The sequence below is a fragment of the Sinomicrobium soli genome (genome assembly GCF_003285545.1).
In the GTDB taxonomy this organism is placed as follows: domain Bacteria; phylum Bacteroidota; class Bacteroidia; order Flavobacteriales; family Flavobacteriaceae; genus Sinomicrobium.
In genome coordinates this window covers 17,615-36,124 of the sequence record NZ_QLNV01000018.1, presented here as the reverse complement: position 1 = coordinate 36,124, position 18,510 = coordinate 17,615, and the positions used below count along the sequence as shown (strand labels likewise).

The following is an 18,510-nucleotide window of genomic DNA, read 5'->3' as shown; positions in this document are numbered from 1 at the left end:
AATTCTATAATTTCCCGGCCCGGTACAGTGCAGGACAGATAAAATAAGGAATGGAAATATATTTGTGAAAATGTATAAATTTATCTGTATGTCTACAAAAAAAACAAGAATAATCTGCCTGAATATCTCCATTCTTTTCCTGGTCCTTTTTTATCAAAAAAGTACTGCTCAGGAAAATATAATTTATAAAAAAACGGATACGACCACCTTAACAATGGATATTTATTATCCGGAACCACTGATTAAGGGAAAAAAGTATCCGGTTATGGTTTTCTTTTTCGGCGGGGGATGGGTTACGGGTAGCAGAGTAGCATTTAAACACCACGCAAAATACTTTTCAAAAAGGGGCGTCATTGGTGTATTGGCAGATTACCGGACCAGATCACGCTACAAGACATCTCCTTTTGAATCTTTGAAAGATGCCAAGTCTGCTATCCGCTTTTTACGTTCCAATGCAGAAAAATTTCACATTGATCCGGACAAAATTATAGCTTCAGGTGGGTCTGCCGGGGGGCACCTGGCTGCGGCAACGGCTACTATCGACAAATACAACGATCCGGGAGACGACTTGAACATCAGTCCAAAAGCCAATGCCCTGGTTCTTTTTAATCCAGTAATAGATAACGGACCGGGGGGATATGGCTTTGAGCGCATAGGTGATCAATATCACGATTTTTCTCCGCTCCACAATCTCCATAAGGGAGCTCCTCCCACTATCATATTTCTGGGGACCAAGGATCACCTGATACCGGTAGAGACAGCACAGTACTATAAAAAGGTCATGGAAAAAGTAGGAAGCCGTTGCGATCTGTATCTCTATGAAGGACAGCCACACGGTTTTTTCAATTACAAATACAGGAAATACTACAACAAGACCATAGCCCGAACAGAACAGTTTCTTGTGTCACTGGGACTTATAAAAAAACAGTAAATTACCCAAAACTACATTCCTCATCAACAGGTATTTACCTCACATCTTACGCTCTCAGGTAGAGATTCCGTATACAGAACATGGAAATCAAATATTTTCTTGACTGTCCGGAATTGGTGCTCTCCTGTCTTTTCAAAGTCATTTCAGGAATAGCACCGAATCGCTCTCTATGGCCTTTAATACGGATAATCACAAACAGTTTTTATAGGATTGCTCCCGGGTGATACCTATCAGATTTGCCGGGTCAAAGTAGAAAACAGGCAAACAGACCGGATATAAAAAAGACCGCCTAAAACTTTTTAGACGGCCTCTGTTCCTGTTTACACAGTTTATGAAATCCTGCTGCGATGGGCAGTACCCGGGATTACTTATGGTATTTTATTGAAAAGTACCCCAATCTGCTTGTTCCGCCCGGAATAGCTGTACTGCCACCGTTTACCGATGTACTGTTGATATTCATCAACCTGATTTTGATGTTTGGTTTATTTAATAACACGTCAGGTAATTTATACGTATACATCTTATACCCGGCAACAACATGTTCCGATTGATTTGGCGCAATCTGTCCTGTAAGCTGGTAAGACGCTATCTGGTTCCAGTTTTCACCGTCGAGTGAATATTCGACGATAAAATCCCTGGGGCCGTTACCGGTACTGCTGTTAGCTTCGAACTGCAGGGAAAGTGACGAAGTAATTCCCGTGGTAGAAACATTATCCATTACCCAGTACCGTCCTGATCCCCAGGAGTTCACATTATAGGAGGACCTGCTGATAATGGTATTGCTACCTGGTTTGTCTCCCCTGTACTTATCAATCAGGAATACGCCATTGGCAGGAGCGCTACTGAAGTGGAAACCGGCACTGTTGTCCTTTTGCAGCGTAGCTGTTGATGGTCCTGTTGTGGGGGGCAGGTTATCAACACCGTCTGCAAACTCTCCAGACACCCAGGCTTTCTCCCATTCTACCAGTATTTCCGAAAACCCGTTTGCCGGGTCAGTATCGATAGCAATATCCGGTTCTTCAAGGTGACGGATGGAAAATTCTCCCAGATTACCGTATGCACTATTCGTTATCTTCACTACGACACCCGTAATTGTTCCCGATCCCCCTGGTACTGAATTTCGTCGATATTCTACCTCTCTGTTGGTGATAAGGTACATGTCGTTCCCCTCTATGTCCCGTATCGGGGCGGGGTAGTGTTTCGTCGCATAATCAGCGTAAGACTGCGTTACATAATATTCATGGAAATTGGTATATCCGCCATGTGGCACAGCAAATTCCACATCTTGTAGTGTTACAACGGCCAGGAGATGATCCTCCGTCAAATCACCTATGTGCACAGGCTGCGGCGCAAAGCCCGCATCGGCTTCCTGTGCCAGTATACTGGCCGTACTTATACCCCTTATAATTCTATATTCGGTACCGCAATCTTCAAATGTGCCTATTTCGCTGCCATCCAGGAGCAATTGTACCTTATCGTATTTATCGAAGATAAGGTTGTCGGCAGATTCAAATGCTATCGCCCTGCTATTTTCATCCTGAATAATATAGGTGTTATTCCGGAAATTACCGGAACTGCCTGTGGAAACGATATTTCCCTCCACAGCTATATTTTCATCTATTCCACCCAAAGGTAGCCCCTTGACATAATCAAAATCTTTCATTTCCGGCGGGCCGTCGTTTCCTGCAGCCATTTGTGTCACTGTTATTTTATCCCATACTTCCGTATCTTCACTTTCCGTATCTTCGTATGACAGGATAATATTCGCAACCCTCTCCTCGTCTGTCGTATTCAGTGCTGTCTGGAATTTAAATGTTCCAGCTTCCACACTAATACCAACTACCCAATCGCTACTTTCTTCTTTTTCGTATACGATTTCTACAGTTATGGCTTCTGCCGGGATATTGCTGTTCAGCTTAATTTCATGATTTCTGGGCCTTGATCCTGCTTCTATTTCATTTTCTTCCAATGTAATAAAAGGATCACTCGACAATTGTGTGAGTTTTACTTTATGATATACTCCGTCTTTAACCGTTACGACGAAGAATTCTGTTGCCCTGGCCTGGACAGCCTCATTCTCATCACATGACAAAAGTATTTGTCCATCGCCTGTTCCTGCCGTGTTTTCTACCGTCAGCCAATCGGCCTCAATGGTTCCCACTTTCCACGTTGTATTGGAGGAAACATCGACAGATACCGAACTTCCGTCTGCCTTGACAACAGGGTTCAGATTACTGACTTCCAGTGTTTCGGGAGCTTCTATGTCTTCTTTGTCACACCCTGTAACTACAGCGAGAAAAAGAAGCAGGGGTACTGCCCACAGGACAGAGGACAATACCTGTTTGTAGTATTTTTTCTTCATGATGATCGTTTTATTTTTTTATTTCGATATATGTAGGGTAATGATCGGAAAACGTATCGGTATATATCGACTGAATAATATCGGAATAAACTACTTTGTTTTCCGTGTTATCACTTACGAAAATATAGTCTAACCTGGCACCTTCATTAGGTCCGTTCGACGCCACATTATCTACTGGCCACGAAGGCTTAAACGTATTGTTTAGCAAGGGATATGTATCGTGAAAATCGTAGGTATTCAGTGTATTGGTAACCGTGTGGTCTCTATCGGCATAACGGTATCCGGCCCCGTAACTGTCCCGGTCAAATTCATTGTGATCGTTGAAGTCCCCTCCGATTACCACCGGAGCACCTGTATACCCTGCAGCATCATCCATGATAATTTTAATTTCGTCTTTACGGGCAATGTTATGGATGTTCCGTTCATTGTCCAGTTCATACGGGCAAAGATGAACGGAAAACACTCTTATACCTGAGGTTTCACCGGTTACATAGCCGTGATGCAGGACTCCGGTTTGAACTACTTTCCGTATATCTTTAATTTCTTCCCTGGAAGTAATGCCTGTCGGAATGCCCGTCGTTTTTGTCAAAACAGCATGGTCATGCCCATAGGTTCTGGCGAATGCTGCAAAGGAGGCATCGGTAAAGTGCATCATCTCCTGAAGTAAAATAATATCAGGGTCATACTGCTTCACCCAGTTGGCAAATTCCTGTCTTGACCGGGCATCATTTTTAAAGCCTTCCTGTATGTTATAACTCATCACCTTTAGCACATCCTGCTCACCGAGGGTAACAGGGATATTATTATCCTGCTTCTCTTCGAGGTCAAGCGCTATTTTCTTGGAGTTGTATCCCGGGGCAACAACAGTTGCATACCCGGTTGTAGTATGGCTCGCATCTTCAATTTGTATTTTCCCTTCTTCATTGGTAAACCCTTCGCCCACCCGGAGATGTTTTGGTGCCAGGCTTCGGTAAGACACTACATAGGCACTATCGATGGGGGTACCTTCCCCGTCGGTCACATGGAAAGTGAGTACTGTTTTTTCTTCATCGTCTCCCTGCGCAAAGGGGCCCGGGTCAAACGCTGCGTTGCCTTCGCACCCTACAATTGCCATCAATACAAAAAAGGTAAATGGCATTATATGCTGTATTTTCATTTTCTCGTTTCTTGTGTTCATCATCCTGTCTTCTTATTCAGCCCAGCCCGGATTTTGGGTCAGGTTTTGATTCAACAATAATTCATCGAGTGGTATCGGGTACAGATAATCCTTATCCTCATCCCACGTTTTCGTAATATCCGGCAAATTGACAATACGCCCTCCATTCAGACCGTGCTCCAATACCAGTTCTCCAAGACGCTGATACTGTCTGCCCGGCACGGGAGCAGGAGCACTACCCTCATAGAGCACCAGGTCAATGGTACCATTCTGGTCCAGGTCATACGCTCCTGCACCGGGAAAATACATCCCATAAAACGGCTCTGCAAGTCGTTGTCCTTCCTTCCATCGCATAAGGTCGCGGTAACGATGTCCTTCCCTGACAAGTTCGATCCGGCGTTCCCGCCGGATCTCCAGGATAACCCCCTTGTCTGCTCCGGTGCTTACATTCGGATATTCGGAAACGAGGTAGGTATCGGGATCGGCATTGGCCGCATTTACATCGAGGTTAGGCATGTCTACACGATCGCGCAACAGTTTAATGCTGCGATCAATATCTGTCTGGGTGAGTGCTCCCAGTTCGGCCTTCGCTTCGGCATAGTTCAGCAATACCTCCGCATAGCGGAATATCGGCATATCGTTGGTATTCCGGCCAGCATCATATTGAGCAGACAAGACGTATTTCACATATTGGTATCCGGTGACACAGGTAGCAAAGTCCGGTACACTTGCCTGGTCGCTTCCTATACGTTTGTATCCCGGAGTACGGATGGTTTGCTGCATACGGGGGTCCCTGTCCCGGGTCTCTTCGTAAAACTGCATGGTCTTATATCCGGGGAGGTCTGTAAAACGGCTGCCGTCTTTCATGAGGTAGCTGTCTACCACCGATTTTTGCATGCCCGGCCTGCCGAACGAAGCGGAGAGGGTATAAAAGTTGGCCGAATGCACCAACGGAATATTTTCCGTATACTGACGGGCCAGGATCATTTCGTCCACGATGGCATCTTCGGCAATAAACAACTCCTGATATGCCGTATTCGGGTCACTGGTATAAATACTATACACACCGGCATCCATAAGCTCTTCTGATGCTTTGACGCATTCCTGAAGCATTTCCTCCCAATTGTCCAGACCGTGATATTTACGGAATGTCCCTTCAAACAGGCACATGCGTGACTTCAATGCCAGGGCTGTCCACCTGGTAATCAATTGTGCACTTTTTTCCTGCCGGCCATGTTCTATGGCAAAATCTATATCCTCCAACATTTTTTCAAATACAAATTCCCGGGAATCACGAGGTTTCTGCAGCCCTTCATCGTCTACTCCGAGGGCACTTTCATACCAGGGCACATCTCCGAAACGAACAACCTTATCGAAATAAAAATACGCCCTGAAAAACCGGGCTATCCCATCGTATAACAGGCGGGCCTGTTCATCTGTACATTGGTGTGAGTGCTCCAGGTAAATATTGATACGGCGTAATGCACCCCAGGACCATCCGCCTCCGTCACCAGGGGTGATACGTGTTCCCCTGAATTCATCCGGCAGGGTGTTACGGGCCTCATCATCGGCCTGATGCGGATTGTAATAATGTATATCCAATGCGTCAGGCAGTTGATTATAAAAGGCATTTGTATAACTCTCTAACTCCTGTGCATTTCGAAAATAGTTTTCCGGTGTTAGTTCTGCCAGGGGATAATGCTCTAAATAATCATCATTGCAGGATGCTGTGAGGCCAATTATACTTAATGTAATATAACGGAATATTTTTTTCATCATCTTTAGTTTTTAATGCTGTTTGCCTGATTAGAAAGTCACCTGTAAGCCACAGGAATAGGTTCTTCCCATAGGATATGTCCGTCCTGTAGGATCAGACATGACTTCTTCCGGATCCATATAATCCGTTTTCAACTTTGTCCAGGTATGCAGGTTTTCACCTCCCACATACACCCTGAGCCGGGTAACCTTGATCCGGTCCATCCATCGTTGCGGCAATGTGTATCCGATGGTAAGATTACGCAGTTTTAAATACGCTAAATCCTGCAAATACATGTCATTAGGAACCGAAAGTTCAGCATTCTGTGCAGTATAGCCCCGTAAAAACGGGAAATAGGCATCCGGGTTTTCGGGCGACCAGACCTTGCCTGGAAAGTCGACGGGAATAAATGAATGGTACGGACGTGCGTAAACCGACCAAAACGCCTGGGCTTCCAGATTGGGATACCAGTTTTGTTTACCCACGCCCTGGAATAAAACCGTCATGTCGATACCGTTCCAGTTTGCTCCCAGGGTTAACCCATACGAGTAACGCGGCAGACTGTTTCCGATAACTTTCCGGTCGCCGGGATCATCCAGGGTATTGGCGCCGGTGTTGATTATTCCATCTCCGTTAAGGTCCAGGATCTTGATATCTCCGGCCTGTAACATACGCAGTTCTTCTGTGGGTGCCTGCACCCTTCGTACATTAATCTGATCCTGGTTCACGATAGAAGCCCAGGCCTGGGCTTCTTCTGTGGTTTTAAAGAAACCATCGTAAGAATACCCCCAGATTTCGCCCCAGCGTTTGCCCTCATAATGGGAGCTGAGATGTCGGTCGGGATTTTCAAATTTTGTAATATGGGCCACGTAATCAGACAGCACTCCTCTCACGTTATAAGAAAAGGGTTTTCCTGCCAATTCGAACTGGTCATTCCACCCGATGGCAAGGTCAAATCCTTTCGTACGGAGGTCGGCGGCATTAACCCGTGGCTCAGTCGCCCCGAAAACACCCGGCAGTTTCTGGCCCAGGCTAAGCATGTCACGTGTATCCCGGATATAGAAATCTGCTTCTACTGACAGGCGGTTTTTCAACATATTGATATCCAGACCAAGGTTACTGGTAGTGATGCTCTCCCATGTCAGCGTATTCGCTACCGGAGACGGAGCATTGGTTACCGGCAGCCGCTGGCTGTCAACTCCGTAATTGATCTGGCCGGTACCCATAGACGAAATATATGAATAGGTATCGACTTCCTGGTTTCCAAGCGACCCGTAGGATGCCCTGATCTTCAGATTGTTTATTACCGGTCGCAGTTTATCGAAAAACGGTTCTTCACTCAGGCGCCATCCTGCAGAAAAAGAAGGAAAGAAACCAAATCGGCTACGTTGGGGAAAACGCGATGTGCCGTCGTAACGACCACTCGCCTCGAAGAGGTATTTTCCGGCAAAATTATAATTGGCCCTGTAAAAGCCTCCGCGCACTGCCCATTCGTTGGCACCGCCCTTGAATTGTTTATTCCCTACGACCAGGTTTAAGTCGTTCAGTGTTTCGGAAAGTAAATTATCACCTATACCTCCGATCAGTTTGTAGGTCCGGTCTTCCTGGTTAAAACCTGCGGTAACACTGAGGTGATGGTCGCCAAAATTTGTTTCGTAGTTTCCAAAAACATTGATAAAGTTCCAATGGGTTTTGGTCATATGTTCATTCAAGCGATCCGAACTGAGTGCTGCAAGGTTATGGCGCTCCATAACACCGGGGAATTTTGAATAATACTGTGGTGTTGAACGGTATGAATACTCTGTACGGTATTCGCGATAGGAGTAATTGGCTGTTACGGTCAGGCCTTCTGCCAGCTTGAAGACTGCCTCTGTCGTATTTGTCAGTTCTGTTCCATTATTGTACCCCTTCATGGTACCGCTTTCCAAAGCATTGTGCAGCCCATACCCGATGGGGTAGCTGTTGACACCCGAATAACCCGTCAGTGTACCGTCAGGGTTCCGGGGTACATACGCAGGGTGGTACTGATAAACCGGATCGTTACTCACATTGTTTGACACTGTATTGAAATTGGTAGACAGCCCATGCCAATCGTATGAGGATTTAAAGAAATGGGTGTTGTTGCTGACGGTCAGCCAGTCTTTCAACTCACTTTGCACTTTTGAGCGCAAATTATTCCTCTTGTAATAGTCGGGGCTAATATTAAAAATCCCCTGTTCTTTTGAGTAGCTTCCGGTTAACGAATAACGTGTTTTTTCATTTCCTCCGGAAATAGTGAGGTTGTGTTCCTGCTTCGGGCGTTTGTCGTTATATAAATAATTAAACCAGTCGAAATTCCCGTAATAACGATACATATCCTGTCCGCTGGCATTTTGTTTGACCACTACCCATGGCCTCTCGGGGTGTTCCGTCTTATCGTTAACCCGTGCCCAAAGCTCAGCGTAATCTTCCTCGCTGTAGCGCGTAGTTCTGTATCCGAGGGCATTGTACATCGCTTCATCAGTGATTTTAGCGTTCCAGTATCCGGATGTAATAAAATCGGTATTTACCGCATGGGTAGTGTAACTCAGGTTTGTCGTATACGTGATATTTGTTTTTCCTTCCCTGGCACTTTTGGTCGTCACCAGTATAACCCCAAATGCACCACGTGCCCCATACACGGCCGCAGCAGAAGCATCTTTCAGTACCGTAACGGATTCTACGTCATTTACATTGATCCGGTCTAATGTTCCCAGAACACCGTCAATCAGAATCAACGGCCCTCCCCCGTTTATCGAGGTGGTTCCCCGTACATTAACGCTACCACTGCTGCCCGGTCTTCCGGAACCAAAAGTGACGTTGAGGTTAGGTATTGCACCTTGTAATGCCTGGGTAAGTTGCGTAACCGGGCGTTGTTCGAAATCTTCACCCGAGACCTGGCTTACTGCTCCTGTAAGATTAACTTTTTTCTGCGTTCCGTAGCCCACCACTACCACGTCGTCCAGGAGCGTGGCATCGGGTTCTAACTGAATGGTTATCTCCGACTGTCCGTTTACCGAAACTTCTTTAGCGGAGTATCCCAAAAAGGAAATTTTAAGAGTGGCATCGGCATTGACCTCGATCGCAAAGTTTCCATCGAAATCGGTTATTACGCCGTTTGTGGTTCCTTTTTCAAGAACTGTGGCACCGGGTAGCGGCGCTCCGGTTTCATCGATTACTTTTCCCGTAACCTCAATTACAACAGGAGGTTCGGGTTTTCTGACCTCTTCCGGAATCCTGGTCACAGAAATACTATTATTGATTCTTTTAAACTTGAGCCTGAATTCTTGGGAAAGAAACTGCAATACATCGTAGATGGTTACGTCTTCGTTGTGAATAGAGAGTTTTTCATCCCCGTCTTTTATCTTGTTGTCGTACAAAAAACGGAAGGAACTCTGGCTTTCAATATGCTCGAACACCTCTATGATCGAGCCCTGTTTTATATTAATGGATATTTTTGTGTCTTTCAGTCCCTGCCCGTATGAAGAGGCAAATAGCGGATTTATAAAGACTACCAGTAAAATATAAATTGATAATTTAGCCAGCACTTTAATTAATTTTAATAAATTGCTTTTCATAAAAAAAGTTTGATGGTTTTGCTTTTTCAGCTTAATTAATCAGATGCTATGGCAGTCTGTACTACTCGCCAAAGTACTTTGCAGACTGCCTTTTGTTTTTGCTCATTTATATCATAGGCTGTTGATTTTATGGTCCTGATTTTAATCGGTGCACTTTCCCGATAATACTATTACGTTGTTCTGTTCTCTTTGAAATACCAGGCCTTCCTTGACAAAGACCAGACCTTCCAGAATGGTCTGTAACCCTTCGTTATTGAATTTTCCGGTAAACCTGCATTTTTTGATCTCTTCATTTTCAAACTCAAATTTTACGTTGAACCACCTGCCCAGTTTTACAGCGACCTCTGCCAACGTACTGTTCTCAAATCTCAGGATACCCTCTTTCCACTCCAGGAAGGTTCGTATATCAATTGTTTTCTTTGAAATTGTACTGGATGACTTGTCAAAAATGCCCTGCTCGTTAGGAGTAAGAAAAGCCTCATTGTTTCCCGACTCGATTTTTACCTGGCCTGTGGCCACTGTTACAGCGATTTTCTCATTCCCGGGATCGGCATTGATATTAAAGGAAGTACCTAATACCGTGGTTTTAAGATTTTCGGAGCGTATTACAAATGGTTTTCCGGGATTCTCTGCCACATCAAAAAAAGCCTCCCCGTCAAGCTCTACTTCACGGATGCTATCATTAAAGGTTTCAGGAAACTTTATTACACTTCCCGAATTCAGTTTGATCTTGCTGCCGTCGGCCAAAACAAGATCGAGTTTTTGTCCCCAGTCGGTTGTTTTTACAATTTTTGCCGCTGGTTGAGGTTCATTATTAAATATATAATAGGCCAATACCCCCAAACCCAATAATAGTACAATGCTTGCTGCCACCTTCATCACTGAAAAGACGGGTCTTACCTTCTTCTCTTCCTTTGGAAGGGCCTTAAGTATACTTTTGCGGATTTTATTACTGTGCCTTGAATCCCATTCCTCTTCCAGAAAGAACCTGGAGAGCATTTTCTTGTCGAAATCTTCCAGGGCCCTTTCTTCTCCGGGCTCAATGGAACGATTTAAAAACTTTTTCAAAAAATCTTTAAAATGTGAAGCTTGCATACTGATTGACTTTCATTGGAAGGAGTCAAAAAGGCATGACAACTCACACAACAAACAAGATAATTAACAATTTGCCAATATATAGGTGTTTTATTAACATAAAGTTAATTTTAAAGAAGCATCTTTACGAAATGTACCAGGTCTTTTCTCACTTTTTTTAGTGCTATAGACAATTGATTTTCGACCGTTCTCTTCGATATTTTTAGTTCGGATGCAATTTCCTTGTTGGAAATACCATTCAAACGGCTCATTTCAAATATCTCCTTACATCTTTGGGGCAGATTTTCCAATGATCTGGTTATGGATTCCGTCAACTCATCGTAAGAACAGGAAGTGGTATCAGAGTTCTCATTATGATCAAATTGAATTTCCTTTATCACTTCCAATTGTTCCGTCCTGATCTTATCCTTGCTCAGAGACTTGTAACATGCATTTCTAAGGGATATAAAAAGATATGCCTTGATATTTATCACCTCCATCTTTTCTCTCTTCACCCAGTAACTGGCCCAGACATTTTGCATCAGATCCTTGGCCAGGTCATCATCACCCAATATGGCCCTGGCATACACAAACATCGGCTCCCACAACATATTGAACAACTCTATATACGCCTTGTGATCGGATTGTTTAATCTTTTCAGAAAGTATGGAATATTTTTTTATATCCTCCTTCATAAAACGAGAGATCTGTCTATGCAAAATAAGCAAAAAACTATCTGGTCAATATTACTTTATTGTAAAAGATGTGCCGTAAAGCAGACATCAAAAACACAATAAACTGAAATTCAATGATTAAACTCTTGAAATGGTCGGTTACGTGAAAAGCTCATTGCGTGATATGTACAGGGCAGCATAGGTCATTGGCTGAATAATATCGATAATACTATCCAGTCACAAGATTTCCTGCAAAAAATGCATTCAGAAATTTAAAATAGTACAATTCGGATTTTATAACAGTGGATTACGTCAGATATTTGCAGTATAAAAATTTATTTTGTTATGGAGACACAGGCAAATATCAATTATGGCCGCATTGCCAAAGCAATTGATTATATCAAGGGAAATTTCAAATTACAACCTAATGTTGATGAAGTGGCACAGAGGATAGATGTAAGTCCGTCGCACTTCAAACGACTGTTTACGGAATGGGCAGGAACAAGCCCAAAGAGGTTTTTACAATATATCAGTGTTGAACACGCAAAGAAAATTCTTAAAGAAGAACAGGCTACCCTCTTTGACACGGCGTTTGAAACAGGACTTTCCAGCACCAGCCGTTTGCACGATTTGTTTGTGAACATAGAGGGAATGACACCTGCTGAATATAAGAACGGAGGGAAAAACCTGCATATCAATTACAGTTTTGCCGAAAGTCCTTTTGGTTCCTTGATTGTCGCTTCTACCCATAAAGGGGTCTGTTATATGGCATTTGAAGATAACGAAGAAAAGGCATTGAGCAACCTTGCGGCAAAGTTTCCAAACGCTGAATTTCAAAGAAAATTAGATCTGTTTCAGCAAAATGCCTTATTTATCTTTCAGAACGACTGGAGCAAACTCAATGAAATCAAACTGCATCTTAAAGGCACGGATTTTCAATTGAAAGTTTGGGAAAGTCTGCTGAAAATACCATTGGGGAGATTATCAACCTATGGGAATATTGCCGAACAAATCGGCAACCCAAACGCATCAAGAGCTGTAGGGACAGCTATCGGCTGCAATCCTATCGCATTCCTAATTCCCTGCCACCGTGTCATTCAGGCTTCGGGCAAATTTGCCGGGTATCATTGGGGGACCACACGAAAAACCGCCATAATAGGCTGGGAGCAGGCAAAAATAAATCTGTAATTTATTATGATACGGATATAGATAGCGAACATTAATGATGCCCAACAAATTTGGCCAAGCTGACAAAACCCGCTTATCGTTATCCGTATTAAAAACCAGCAGGAATGCACTATGAAAGATATTATCCAAAAAATAGAAAATACAGATTGGCAAGGTGTTAGTGAAACAATGTACCTAAACGGCTATGCCCTTATGCCAAACCTGCTGTCGGACCAACAATGTGAAATACTGAAGGTGGATTACGACAACCCTGATCTGTACCGGAAAACAGTGGTCATGGAACGTTATCGCTTTGGCCTGGGCGAATACAAATATTTCAGCTATCCACTTCCCGACCTAATTCAGACCATAAGGACAACCATTTATCCGTATCTTGCACCCATAGCCAATGCCTGGTTTAAGGTTTTGAATCTTGATAGGCAATTTCCACTGGAACACGCAGAATTATTGGAGCAATGCCACCGGAACGGACAGCAGAAAGCAACCGTTTTGATTTTGAAATATGGCCAAGGTGGCTTCAATACGTTACATCGGGATCTGTATGGCGATGTGTATTTTCCAATGCAGGCCGTTTTGTTTCTGAACGAACCGGACAGGGACTTTACAGGGGGTGAATTTGTGCTGACACAGCAAATCCCGAGAGCACAATCCAAAGCCATAGTGCTAAAGCCCGGGAAAGGCGATCTATTGATTTTTACAACTAACTTTAAACCTGAAAAAGGCACAAAAGGTTATTATCGAGTGAACATGAAACACGGGGTCAGCGAGGTCAGAACAGGCGAACGCCATACTTTGGGCATCATTTTTCATGATGCTACCAGTTAGGATATGATAAAACATCCGGAAATTTCGGACTGTGAATTAAGAACCAGAATCCGAAGAAAGGAAATACGCTTAGGCGGTAATAGTAAACTGAAAATTTACGGTGTATTGGGCTGTACTTCGGGCAAAAGAATGAAAAGGGAAAACAGGGTTTTCTTTCCATCGGAACGGGAAGCAATAAAAAATGGTTTTCGTCCCTGCGGACATTGCCTGAAGGAAAAATATCTGAAATGGAAGAATGAAACTATTTGACGACAGCATAGACAGAACAAAAAACCGGTTGCCAAAAGACGGAACGGTAAACTATTATGGCAAGTTGTTTAATCAAAAAGAAGCCGACAATTATCTGGAAAAGTTGCTTACCACTATTGAATGGCGAAATGATGAAGCCATTATTTTCGGCAAGAAAATCATTACCAGACGAAAGGTAGCGTGGTACGGCGACAAATCTTTTGAATACACCTATTCCAATACCACCAAATGTGCTTTGCCCTGGACAAAAGAGCTATTGGAATTAAAAGCATTGATTGAAAAAGAAACAGGTGAGCACTTTAATTCCTGTTTGCTCAACCTGTACCATAATGGTGATGAGGGCATGGCATGGCACAGCGACGGGGAAAGCGATTTGAAAAAAGACGGTGCGATTGGCTCTTTGAGTTTTGGTGCAGAACGAAAATTTGCCTTCAAGCACAAACAAAGCAAAGAAAAAGTAGCGTTGCTTCTGGAACATGGAAGTCTGTTAGTGATGAAAGGTGCTACGCAAACCCATTGGCTACATAGATTACCCCCCACTAAAAAGATAACCGAACCGAGGATAAACCTGACATTCAGAACGATTGTAGAAAATGAAAAAGCCTACTGATCTTTAATCCCTTAGCTGTGTTTCATGATCCCATCTGTCCGTTTCGTTGTTTGGGCTCCCCATTAAAAATGTTCCTCCAGCAATGTCCACCCATTCAATTTTAATTTTTGTAGCTGTCATAGAATTTTGCATTATTGATTTTTGGAACCAACCATAACGAATTATATAAATGAAGCAGAGAATTTGTTGCTTAATGGTTGAAAGAAACAATTCCGGTTGAAGCTTGTTTAATTACTATTCAGGGTTTTCCTAAACTCGCTTGGGCTTACTCCTGTTTCTTTTTTGAATAATCTGGAGAAATAAGGCAGGTTCTCAAAACCAAGCCCGTAGGCAATTTCAGAAATGTTCAGCTCTTCGGTTCTTATTCTGTTTTTGGCTTCATTGACCAGATAAATATGAATGTGCTCTATGGCCGTTTTCTCTGGCTTCCTGCTCGGAAGTTTCTTCTACGGTGCCGAACAGACCATAGCCTGCATTATTGATAAGGACATCGATCTTTCCGAAATTTTTTTTTGCTTTTTCTATCGCTTTAAAATCTGCAGTTCTGTCCGTCACGTCTAATTGTAAAGGGAGAACTTTGTCTCCAAATTCTTTTTTCAAATCGCCCAAAGCATCAATGTTTCGAGCGGTTGCGACCACATTGTCGCCTCTTTTCAGGAATGCTTCCGCCCATAATTTGCCCAAACCCCGGGAAGCTCCTGTAATAAAAACTGTTTTTGCCATTTTTTTTGATTTTAAATACAGGACAAATTTAGGAGCTGAGAGTAGCCAGGCAGTTATACATAACTGAGTAATAGTGATACGTTTTTACGGAATCCTGTCTATCGGACCGAAAAAAAGAGTTAATTAAACCCCGTCCGGAATTCCAATGGACTTTGGTTGACTTTATTTTTGAATAGTTTACTGAACGACTGTATGTGTTCGAAGCCCAATTGATAAGCAATTTCAGTAATTGATAAATTAGTGGTAGAAAGCAATTCTTTGGCTTTTTCTATCAGCTTGTTGTGTATGTGCTGTTGTGTGGTTTGTCCGGTAATACTGCGCAGCATATCGCTTAGATAATTAGAAGAAACATTCAGTTGCTCTGCAATATACTGTACCGATGGCAGTCCTTTTTCTGAAAGCTGCTCATCATTAAAACAATCGCTTAACAAATTTTCCAGTCGAATTAATATTTCCTCATTTCCTGGCTTTCGGGTAATAAACTGACGATTGTAAAAACGGTTGCTATATTGCAGAAGTAACTCAATTTGGGCAATAATCACATCTTGGCTGAACTTATCGATGTTAGATTGATACTCGGCTTCAATATTCTTCATTATATTTTCAATGACCGCTTTTTCCTGTTCCGAAAGATGTAACGCTTCATTTAATTCATAAGAAAAGAAACCGTAATTTTTTATGGTTTTTGCCAACGGATAGCCGGATAAAAAATCGGGATGAAAATTGAGCGCAATACCCCCATCTATGGTTTTCGATTCGCCAGGTTCGTGGGATAGTACCTGGTTTGGCGAGAAAAAAGACATTGTTCCCGAATCATAGTCGTAATACCGTTGTCCGTATTTGAATTTTCCGGCACCTTTTTTTATGGCAATGCAATACATACCGATAACCATACTACCAAAATATTTTGGCGCGTTTTCAAATCTGTAAACGGTAATTAATGGGTGTTTTGGTTTTGGCAACCCTAAAATCCGGTTCAAATCGGAAATGGAACTTGCTTTTATGGGGATATTTTCTTTTTTCATTTACACAAAATTATCAAAATTTCCCCCACAGATTCTGATACGTTTAATCAAATCAATGAATACAGATTATAATTTCATAAAAAATCAGTAAACCCTGTTTACATTCATCTGTGGGAAAAATACTTTACAACGTAGCCATATCAATTACAAAACGATAGCGAACATCTCCTTTTTCCATTCTGACGAACGCTTCGTTGATGTTTTCAATGTCAATCAGCTCAATATCTGCAACAATGTGATGTTCTGCACAAAAGTCAAGCATCTCCTGTACTTCTTTTAAACCGCCCACACCAGACCCGGTGATTGACTTATTGCCTACCACAACAGAAAAAGAAGATATTTGCCAGGGTTCCGGTGGCAAACCAACGTTGATATAAGTACCGTTTGTTTTTAAAATCCCCAAATAAGGGTTGATATCGTGATTAGCCGATACGGTATCTAAAACGAAATCAAAAGAATGAAAAACCGATTTTATTTGTTCTTCGTCTTTTGATACCACAAAATGATGTGCTCCTAATTTCTTTGCGGCGGTTTTTTTATTGGGTGAGGTACTGATAACCGTTACTTCTGCTCCCAAAGCCACACCAAATTTCACCGCCAAATGTCCTAAACCTCCCAAACCTACGACCGCCAATTTATGCCCTTTTCCAACTTTCCATTTTCGCAATGGCGAATAGGTGGTAATACCTGCGCACAATAAAGGTGCAACGGCAGCTAAGTCTAATTTTTCAGAAATATGGAACGTAAAATCTTCATTTACTACAATCGTATTTGAATAACCTCCATAAGTAGGTTTTCCACTTTTGTCTATGCTACCATAAGTTTGCACACCTTCAGGGCAGAATTGTTCATATCCGCTTTTACATTCTTCGCATTCCCTGCAGGAATCCACGCCTGTGCCAACGCCAGCGATATCCCCGACCTTAAATTTCTTAACCTGATTGCCAATGCTTATCACCTTACCCACAATTTCGTGCCCGGGTATGAGCGGAAAAATGCCTGCTCCCCAATAGTTTGTAACGGAGTGTAAATCTGAATGGCAAACACCGCAATACAAAATCTCGATTTGTACATCGTGATTATCCACTTCCCGTCTTTCAAAATTCCACGGGGCTAATTTTTCATTGACAGCCTGCGCTGCATATCCTTTTGCTTGTATCATAATTTTTAAAAATTTATAAGGTAAATTTCGTTTAATTATCAGGGCTGCATTTAGCCAAATCCCGGATTATTTCAGTCAAAAAAACTAAACCACTAAGGACTTGAAGTCCATAGGTTTGCAGCAGACTTTTAGAACCCGAAAAGAAGATGCACTGAAGTGCATAGTTTTAAACTTTTTTTGAGACCAATAAAATCCGGGCCTGCTCCTTTTTTAGGCCCGAAATCGCTCAAACACCATTCACATGTTAAGGAGATATTTAGTTTGTCGAGACAACACCCTTAATTTGGCTACAAATGTCCTTGATTCTACTACAGCGGTAATATTTTCAACTCCTAATTTTACATTATTAATTAAAAATGAGCGTCATGCAAACAGAAAAAAACAAAATTGCCCTTGTAACAGGAGCAAATACCGGAGTTGGATTTCAGATAGCCAAAGCCTTAGCAGAAAGTAACTATACCGTGTACGTTGGGGCCAGAAATTTAGAAAAAGGGGGAAATGCTGCGGCACAACTTGGAAAAAATGCCGTTGCTATTGAATTGGATGTTACGAAGCAAGATACAATAAATGCCGCAGCAAAGGAAATTCAGGAAAAACATGGAAAACTGGATCTCCTGGTAAACAATGCAGGAATTTCCCATGCAGGGAAACCCGGCAGGACAGTAGAAGAAGTAGTGGCAGCGAATAGACCGAGTGTGGTCTCTTTGAAGGAAATGCGTACCGTCTGGGAAACCAATGTGTTTGGAGTTGTAGCGGTAACACAGGCATTTTTACCATTATTAAAAAGTGCCCGGGCTCCGCGTATTGTAAATGTTTCAAGCGGTTTAGGATCACTCACTTTAGGTATGGATCCTAACAATCCCTATAGGTCACATTATGATGTAGTTTACGGAGCTTCAAAAGCTGCAATGAATGCTATTACGGTAGCTTTTGCAATAGAGCTTGAAGAGAGTAATATCAAAATAAACGCCGTAAGCCCGGGGTATACGGCAACGGCACTCAATAATTTTCAAGGAACAGATACGGTAGAAGAAGGCTCAAAGGAACCTGTTCGTGTTGCATTAGATGAAAGTGGTGTAACCGGGCAGTTCACCGGACCCAATCAGGAACATTATCCCTGGTAAAATGGTAGTTAAATATCTCTAACCTATGAGGTTTTTATAACTTCATAGGTTTTTA

General features: G+C 42.7%; 16 protein-coding genes. 6 read left to right on the top strand and 10 right to left on the bottom strand.

Going from position 1 to position 18,510, the window contains the following annotated elements; translation table 11 throughout:
* The first annotated feature begins 70 nt into the window (after window positions 1-70).
* Complete coding sequence (locus tag DN748_RS16855; RefSeq protein WP_317047438.1) at window positions 71-931, top strand: alpha/beta hydrolase; 861 nt, start codon at window positions 71-73, stop codon at window positions 929-931.
* 364 nt (window positions 932-1,295) lie between these two features.
* Here DN748_RS16855 and DN748_RS16850 read toward each other — a convergent pair whose 3' ends face one another.
* The 6 genes from DN748_RS16850 to DN748_RS16825 form a co-directional block, all read right to left on the bottom strand.
* Complete coding sequence (locus DN748_RS16850) at window positions 1,296-3,293, bottom strand: DUF5689 domain-containing protein (RefSeq protein ID WP_112373007.1); 1,998 nt, start codon at window positions 3,291-3,293, stop codon at window positions 1,296-1,298.
* Between the two features lie 10 nt (window positions 3,294-3,303).
* Window positions 3,304-4,473, bottom strand: a complete 1,170-nt coding sequence (locus DN748_RS16845) for an endonuclease/exonuclease/phosphatase family protein (RefSeq protein WP_112373006.1) — start codon at window positions 4,471-4,473, stop codon at window positions 3,304-3,306.
* 9 nt (window positions 4,474-4,482) lie between these two features.
* The gene (locus DN748_RS16840; RefSeq protein ID WP_201741510.1) at window positions 4,483-6,228 is read right to left on the bottom strand and encodes a RagB/SusD family nutrient uptake outer membrane protein; all 1,746 of its coding nucleotides are present in this window, start codon (window positions 6,226-6,228) and stop codon (window positions 4,483-4,485) included.
* 27 nt (window positions 6,229-6,255) lie between these two features.
* Window positions 6,256-9,801 carry a SusC/RagA family TonB-linked outer membrane protein gene (locus DN748_RS16835; protein WP_112373004.1) on the bottom strand — a complete coding sequence of 1,182 codons (3,546 nt, stop codon included), beginning with the start codon at window positions 9,799-9,801 and terminating at the stop codon, window positions 6,256-6,258.
* A gap of 141 nt (window positions 9,802-9,942) precedes the next feature.
* Window positions 9,943-10,869, bottom strand: coding sequence for a FecR family protein (locus DN748_RS16830; protein ID WP_161554592.1), 927 nt, complete (start codon window positions 10,867-10,869; stop codon window positions 9,943-9,945).
* Between the two features lie 137 nt (window positions 10,870-11,006).
* Window positions 11,007-11,570: an RNA polymerase sigma-70 factor gene (locus tag DN748_RS16825; protein ID WP_112373002.1), complete on the bottom strand. Its 564-nt coding sequence runs from the start codon at window positions 11,568-11,570 to the stop codon at window positions 11,007-11,009.
* 324 nt (window positions 11,571-11,894) lie between these two features.
* Here DN748_RS16825 and DN748_RS16820 point away from each other — a divergent pair, with 324 nt between their 5' ends.
* The 4 genes from DN748_RS16820 to DN748_RS16805 all read left to right on the top strand — a co-directional run bounded on the left by DN748_RS16820 (window position 11,895) and on the right by DN748_RS16805 (window position 14,421).
* Window positions 11,895-12,737 (top strand): methylated-DNA--[protein]-cysteine S-methyltransferase, encoded by an 843-nt coding sequence (locus tag DN748_RS16820; protein ID WP_112373001.1) that lies wholly within the window; start codon window positions 11,895-11,897, stop codon window positions 12,735-12,737.
* Between the two features lie 111 nt (window positions 12,738-12,848).
* Complete coding sequence (locus DN748_RS16815) at window positions 12,849-13,562, top strand: 2OG-Fe(II) oxygenase (protein ID WP_112373000.1); 714 nt, start codon at window positions 12,849-12,851, stop codon at window positions 13,560-13,562.
* 3 nt (window positions 13,563-13,565) lie between these two features.
* Complete coding sequence (locus tag DN748_RS16810) at window positions 13,566-13,811, top strand: Ada metal-binding domain-containing protein (protein ID WP_112372999.1); 246 nt, start codon at window positions 13,566-13,568, stop codon at window positions 13,809-13,811.
* The gene (locus DN748_RS16805) at window positions 13,798-14,421 is read left to right on the top strand and encodes an alpha-ketoglutarate-dependent dioxygenase AlkB family protein (RefSeq protein WP_112372998.1); all 624 of its coding nucleotides are present in this window, start codon (window positions 13,798-13,800) and stop codon (window positions 14,419-14,421) included. Before DN748_RS16810 ends, DN748_RS16805 begins: the two co-directional genes overlap by 14 nt.
* A gap of 227 nt (window positions 14,422-14,648) precedes the next feature.
* On the opposite strand, the gene DN748_RS16795 is transcribed toward DN748_RS16805, so the two are convergent.
* The 4 genes from DN748_RS16795 to DN748_RS16780 form a co-directional block, all read right to left on the bottom strand.
* Window positions 14,649-14,786 carry a helix-turn-helix domain-containing protein gene (locus tag DN748_RS16795; RefSeq protein WP_236636910.1) on the bottom strand — a complete coding sequence of 46 codons (138 nt, stop codon included), beginning with the start codon at window positions 14,784-14,786 and terminating at the stop codon, window positions 14,649-14,651.
* Window positions 14,787-14,799: 13 nt separating this feature from the next.
* Complete coding sequence (locus DN748_RS16790) at window positions 14,800-15,144, bottom strand: SDR family NAD(P)-dependent oxidoreductase (protein WP_112372996.1); 345 nt, start codon at window positions 15,142-15,144, stop codon at window positions 14,800-14,802.
* 119 nt (window positions 15,145-15,263) lie between these two features.
* Window positions 15,264-16,169, bottom strand: a complete 906-nt coding sequence (locus DN748_RS16785; RefSeq protein ID WP_112372995.1) for a helix-turn-helix domain-containing protein — start codon at window positions 16,167-16,169, stop codon at window positions 15,264-15,266.
* A 124-nt stretch (window positions 16,170-16,293) separates the two neighbouring features.
* A complete protein-coding gene (locus DN748_RS16780) occupies window positions 16,294-17,331 on the bottom strand; it encodes an NAD(P)-dependent alcohol dehydrogenase (protein ID WP_112372994.1) in 1,038 nt (345 codons plus the stop codon).
* Window positions 17,332-17,696: 365 nt separating this feature from the next.
* Here DN748_RS16780 and DN748_RS16775 point away from each other — a divergent pair, with 365 nt between their 5' ends.
* Entirely contained in the window at window positions 17,697-18,455 is a 759-nt protein-coding gene (locus DN748_RS16775; protein WP_112372993.1) for an SDR family oxidoreductase, read from the top strand.
* The last annotated feature ends 55 nt before the right edge of the window (window positions 18,456-18,510 follow it).

Excerpts from the sequence above, each read along its gene's own strand:
- DN748_RS16855 (WP_317047438.1), top strand. The coding sequence starts at position 71 with ATGTATAAATTTATCTGTATGTCTACAAAAAAAACAAGAATAATCTGC.
- DN748_RS16850 (WP_112373007.1), bottom strand. The coding sequence starts at position 3,293 with ATGAAGAAAAAATACTACAAACAGGTATTGTCCTCTGTCCTGTGGGCA.
- DN748_RS16845 (WP_112373006.1), bottom strand. The coding sequence starts at position 4,473 with ATGATGAACACAAGAAACGAGAAAATGAAAATACAGCATATAATGCCA.
- DN748_RS16840 (WP_201741510.1), bottom strand. The coding sequence starts at position 6,228 with ATGATGAAAAAAATATTCCGTTATATTACATTAAGTATAATTGGCCTC.
- DN748_RS16835 (WP_112373004.1), bottom strand. The coding sequence starts at position 9,801 with ATGAAAAGCAATTTATTAAAATTAATTAAAGTGCTGGCTAAATTATCA.
- DN748_RS16825 (WP_112373002.1), bottom strand. The coding sequence starts at position 11,570 with ATGAAGGAGGATATAAAAAAATATTCCATACTTTCTGAAAAGATTAAA.
- DN748_RS16820 (WP_112373001.1), top strand. The coding sequence starts at position 11,895 with ATGGAGACACAGGCAAATATCAATTATGGCCGCATTGCCAAAGCAATT.
- DN748_RS16815 (WP_112373000.1), top strand. The coding sequence starts at position 12,849 with ATGAAAGATATTATCCAAAAAATAGAAAATACAGATTGGCAAGGTGTT.
- DN748_RS16810 (WP_112372999.1), top strand. The coding sequence starts at position 13,566 with ATGATAAAACATCCGGAAATTTCGGACTGTGAATTAAGAACCAGAATC.
- DN748_RS16805 (WP_112372998.1), top strand. The coding sequence starts at position 13,798 with ATGAAACTATTTGACGACAGCATAGACAGAACAAAAAACCGGTTGCCA.
- DN748_RS16790 (WP_112372996.1), bottom strand. The coding sequence starts at position 15,144 with ATGGCAAAAACAGTTTTTATTACAGGAGCTTCCCGGGGTTTGGGCAAA.
- DN748_RS16785 (WP_112372995.1), bottom strand. The coding sequence starts at position 16,169 with ATGAAAAAAGAAAATATCCCCATAAAAGCAAGTTCCATTTCCGATTTG.
- DN748_RS16780 (WP_112372994.1), bottom strand. The coding sequence starts at position 17,331 with ATGATACAAGCAAAAGGATATGCAGCGCAGGCTGTCAATGAAAAATTA.
- DN748_RS16775 (WP_112372993.1), top strand. The coding sequence starts at position 17,697 with ATGCAAACAGAAAAAAACAAAATTGCCCTTGTAACAGGAGCAAATACC.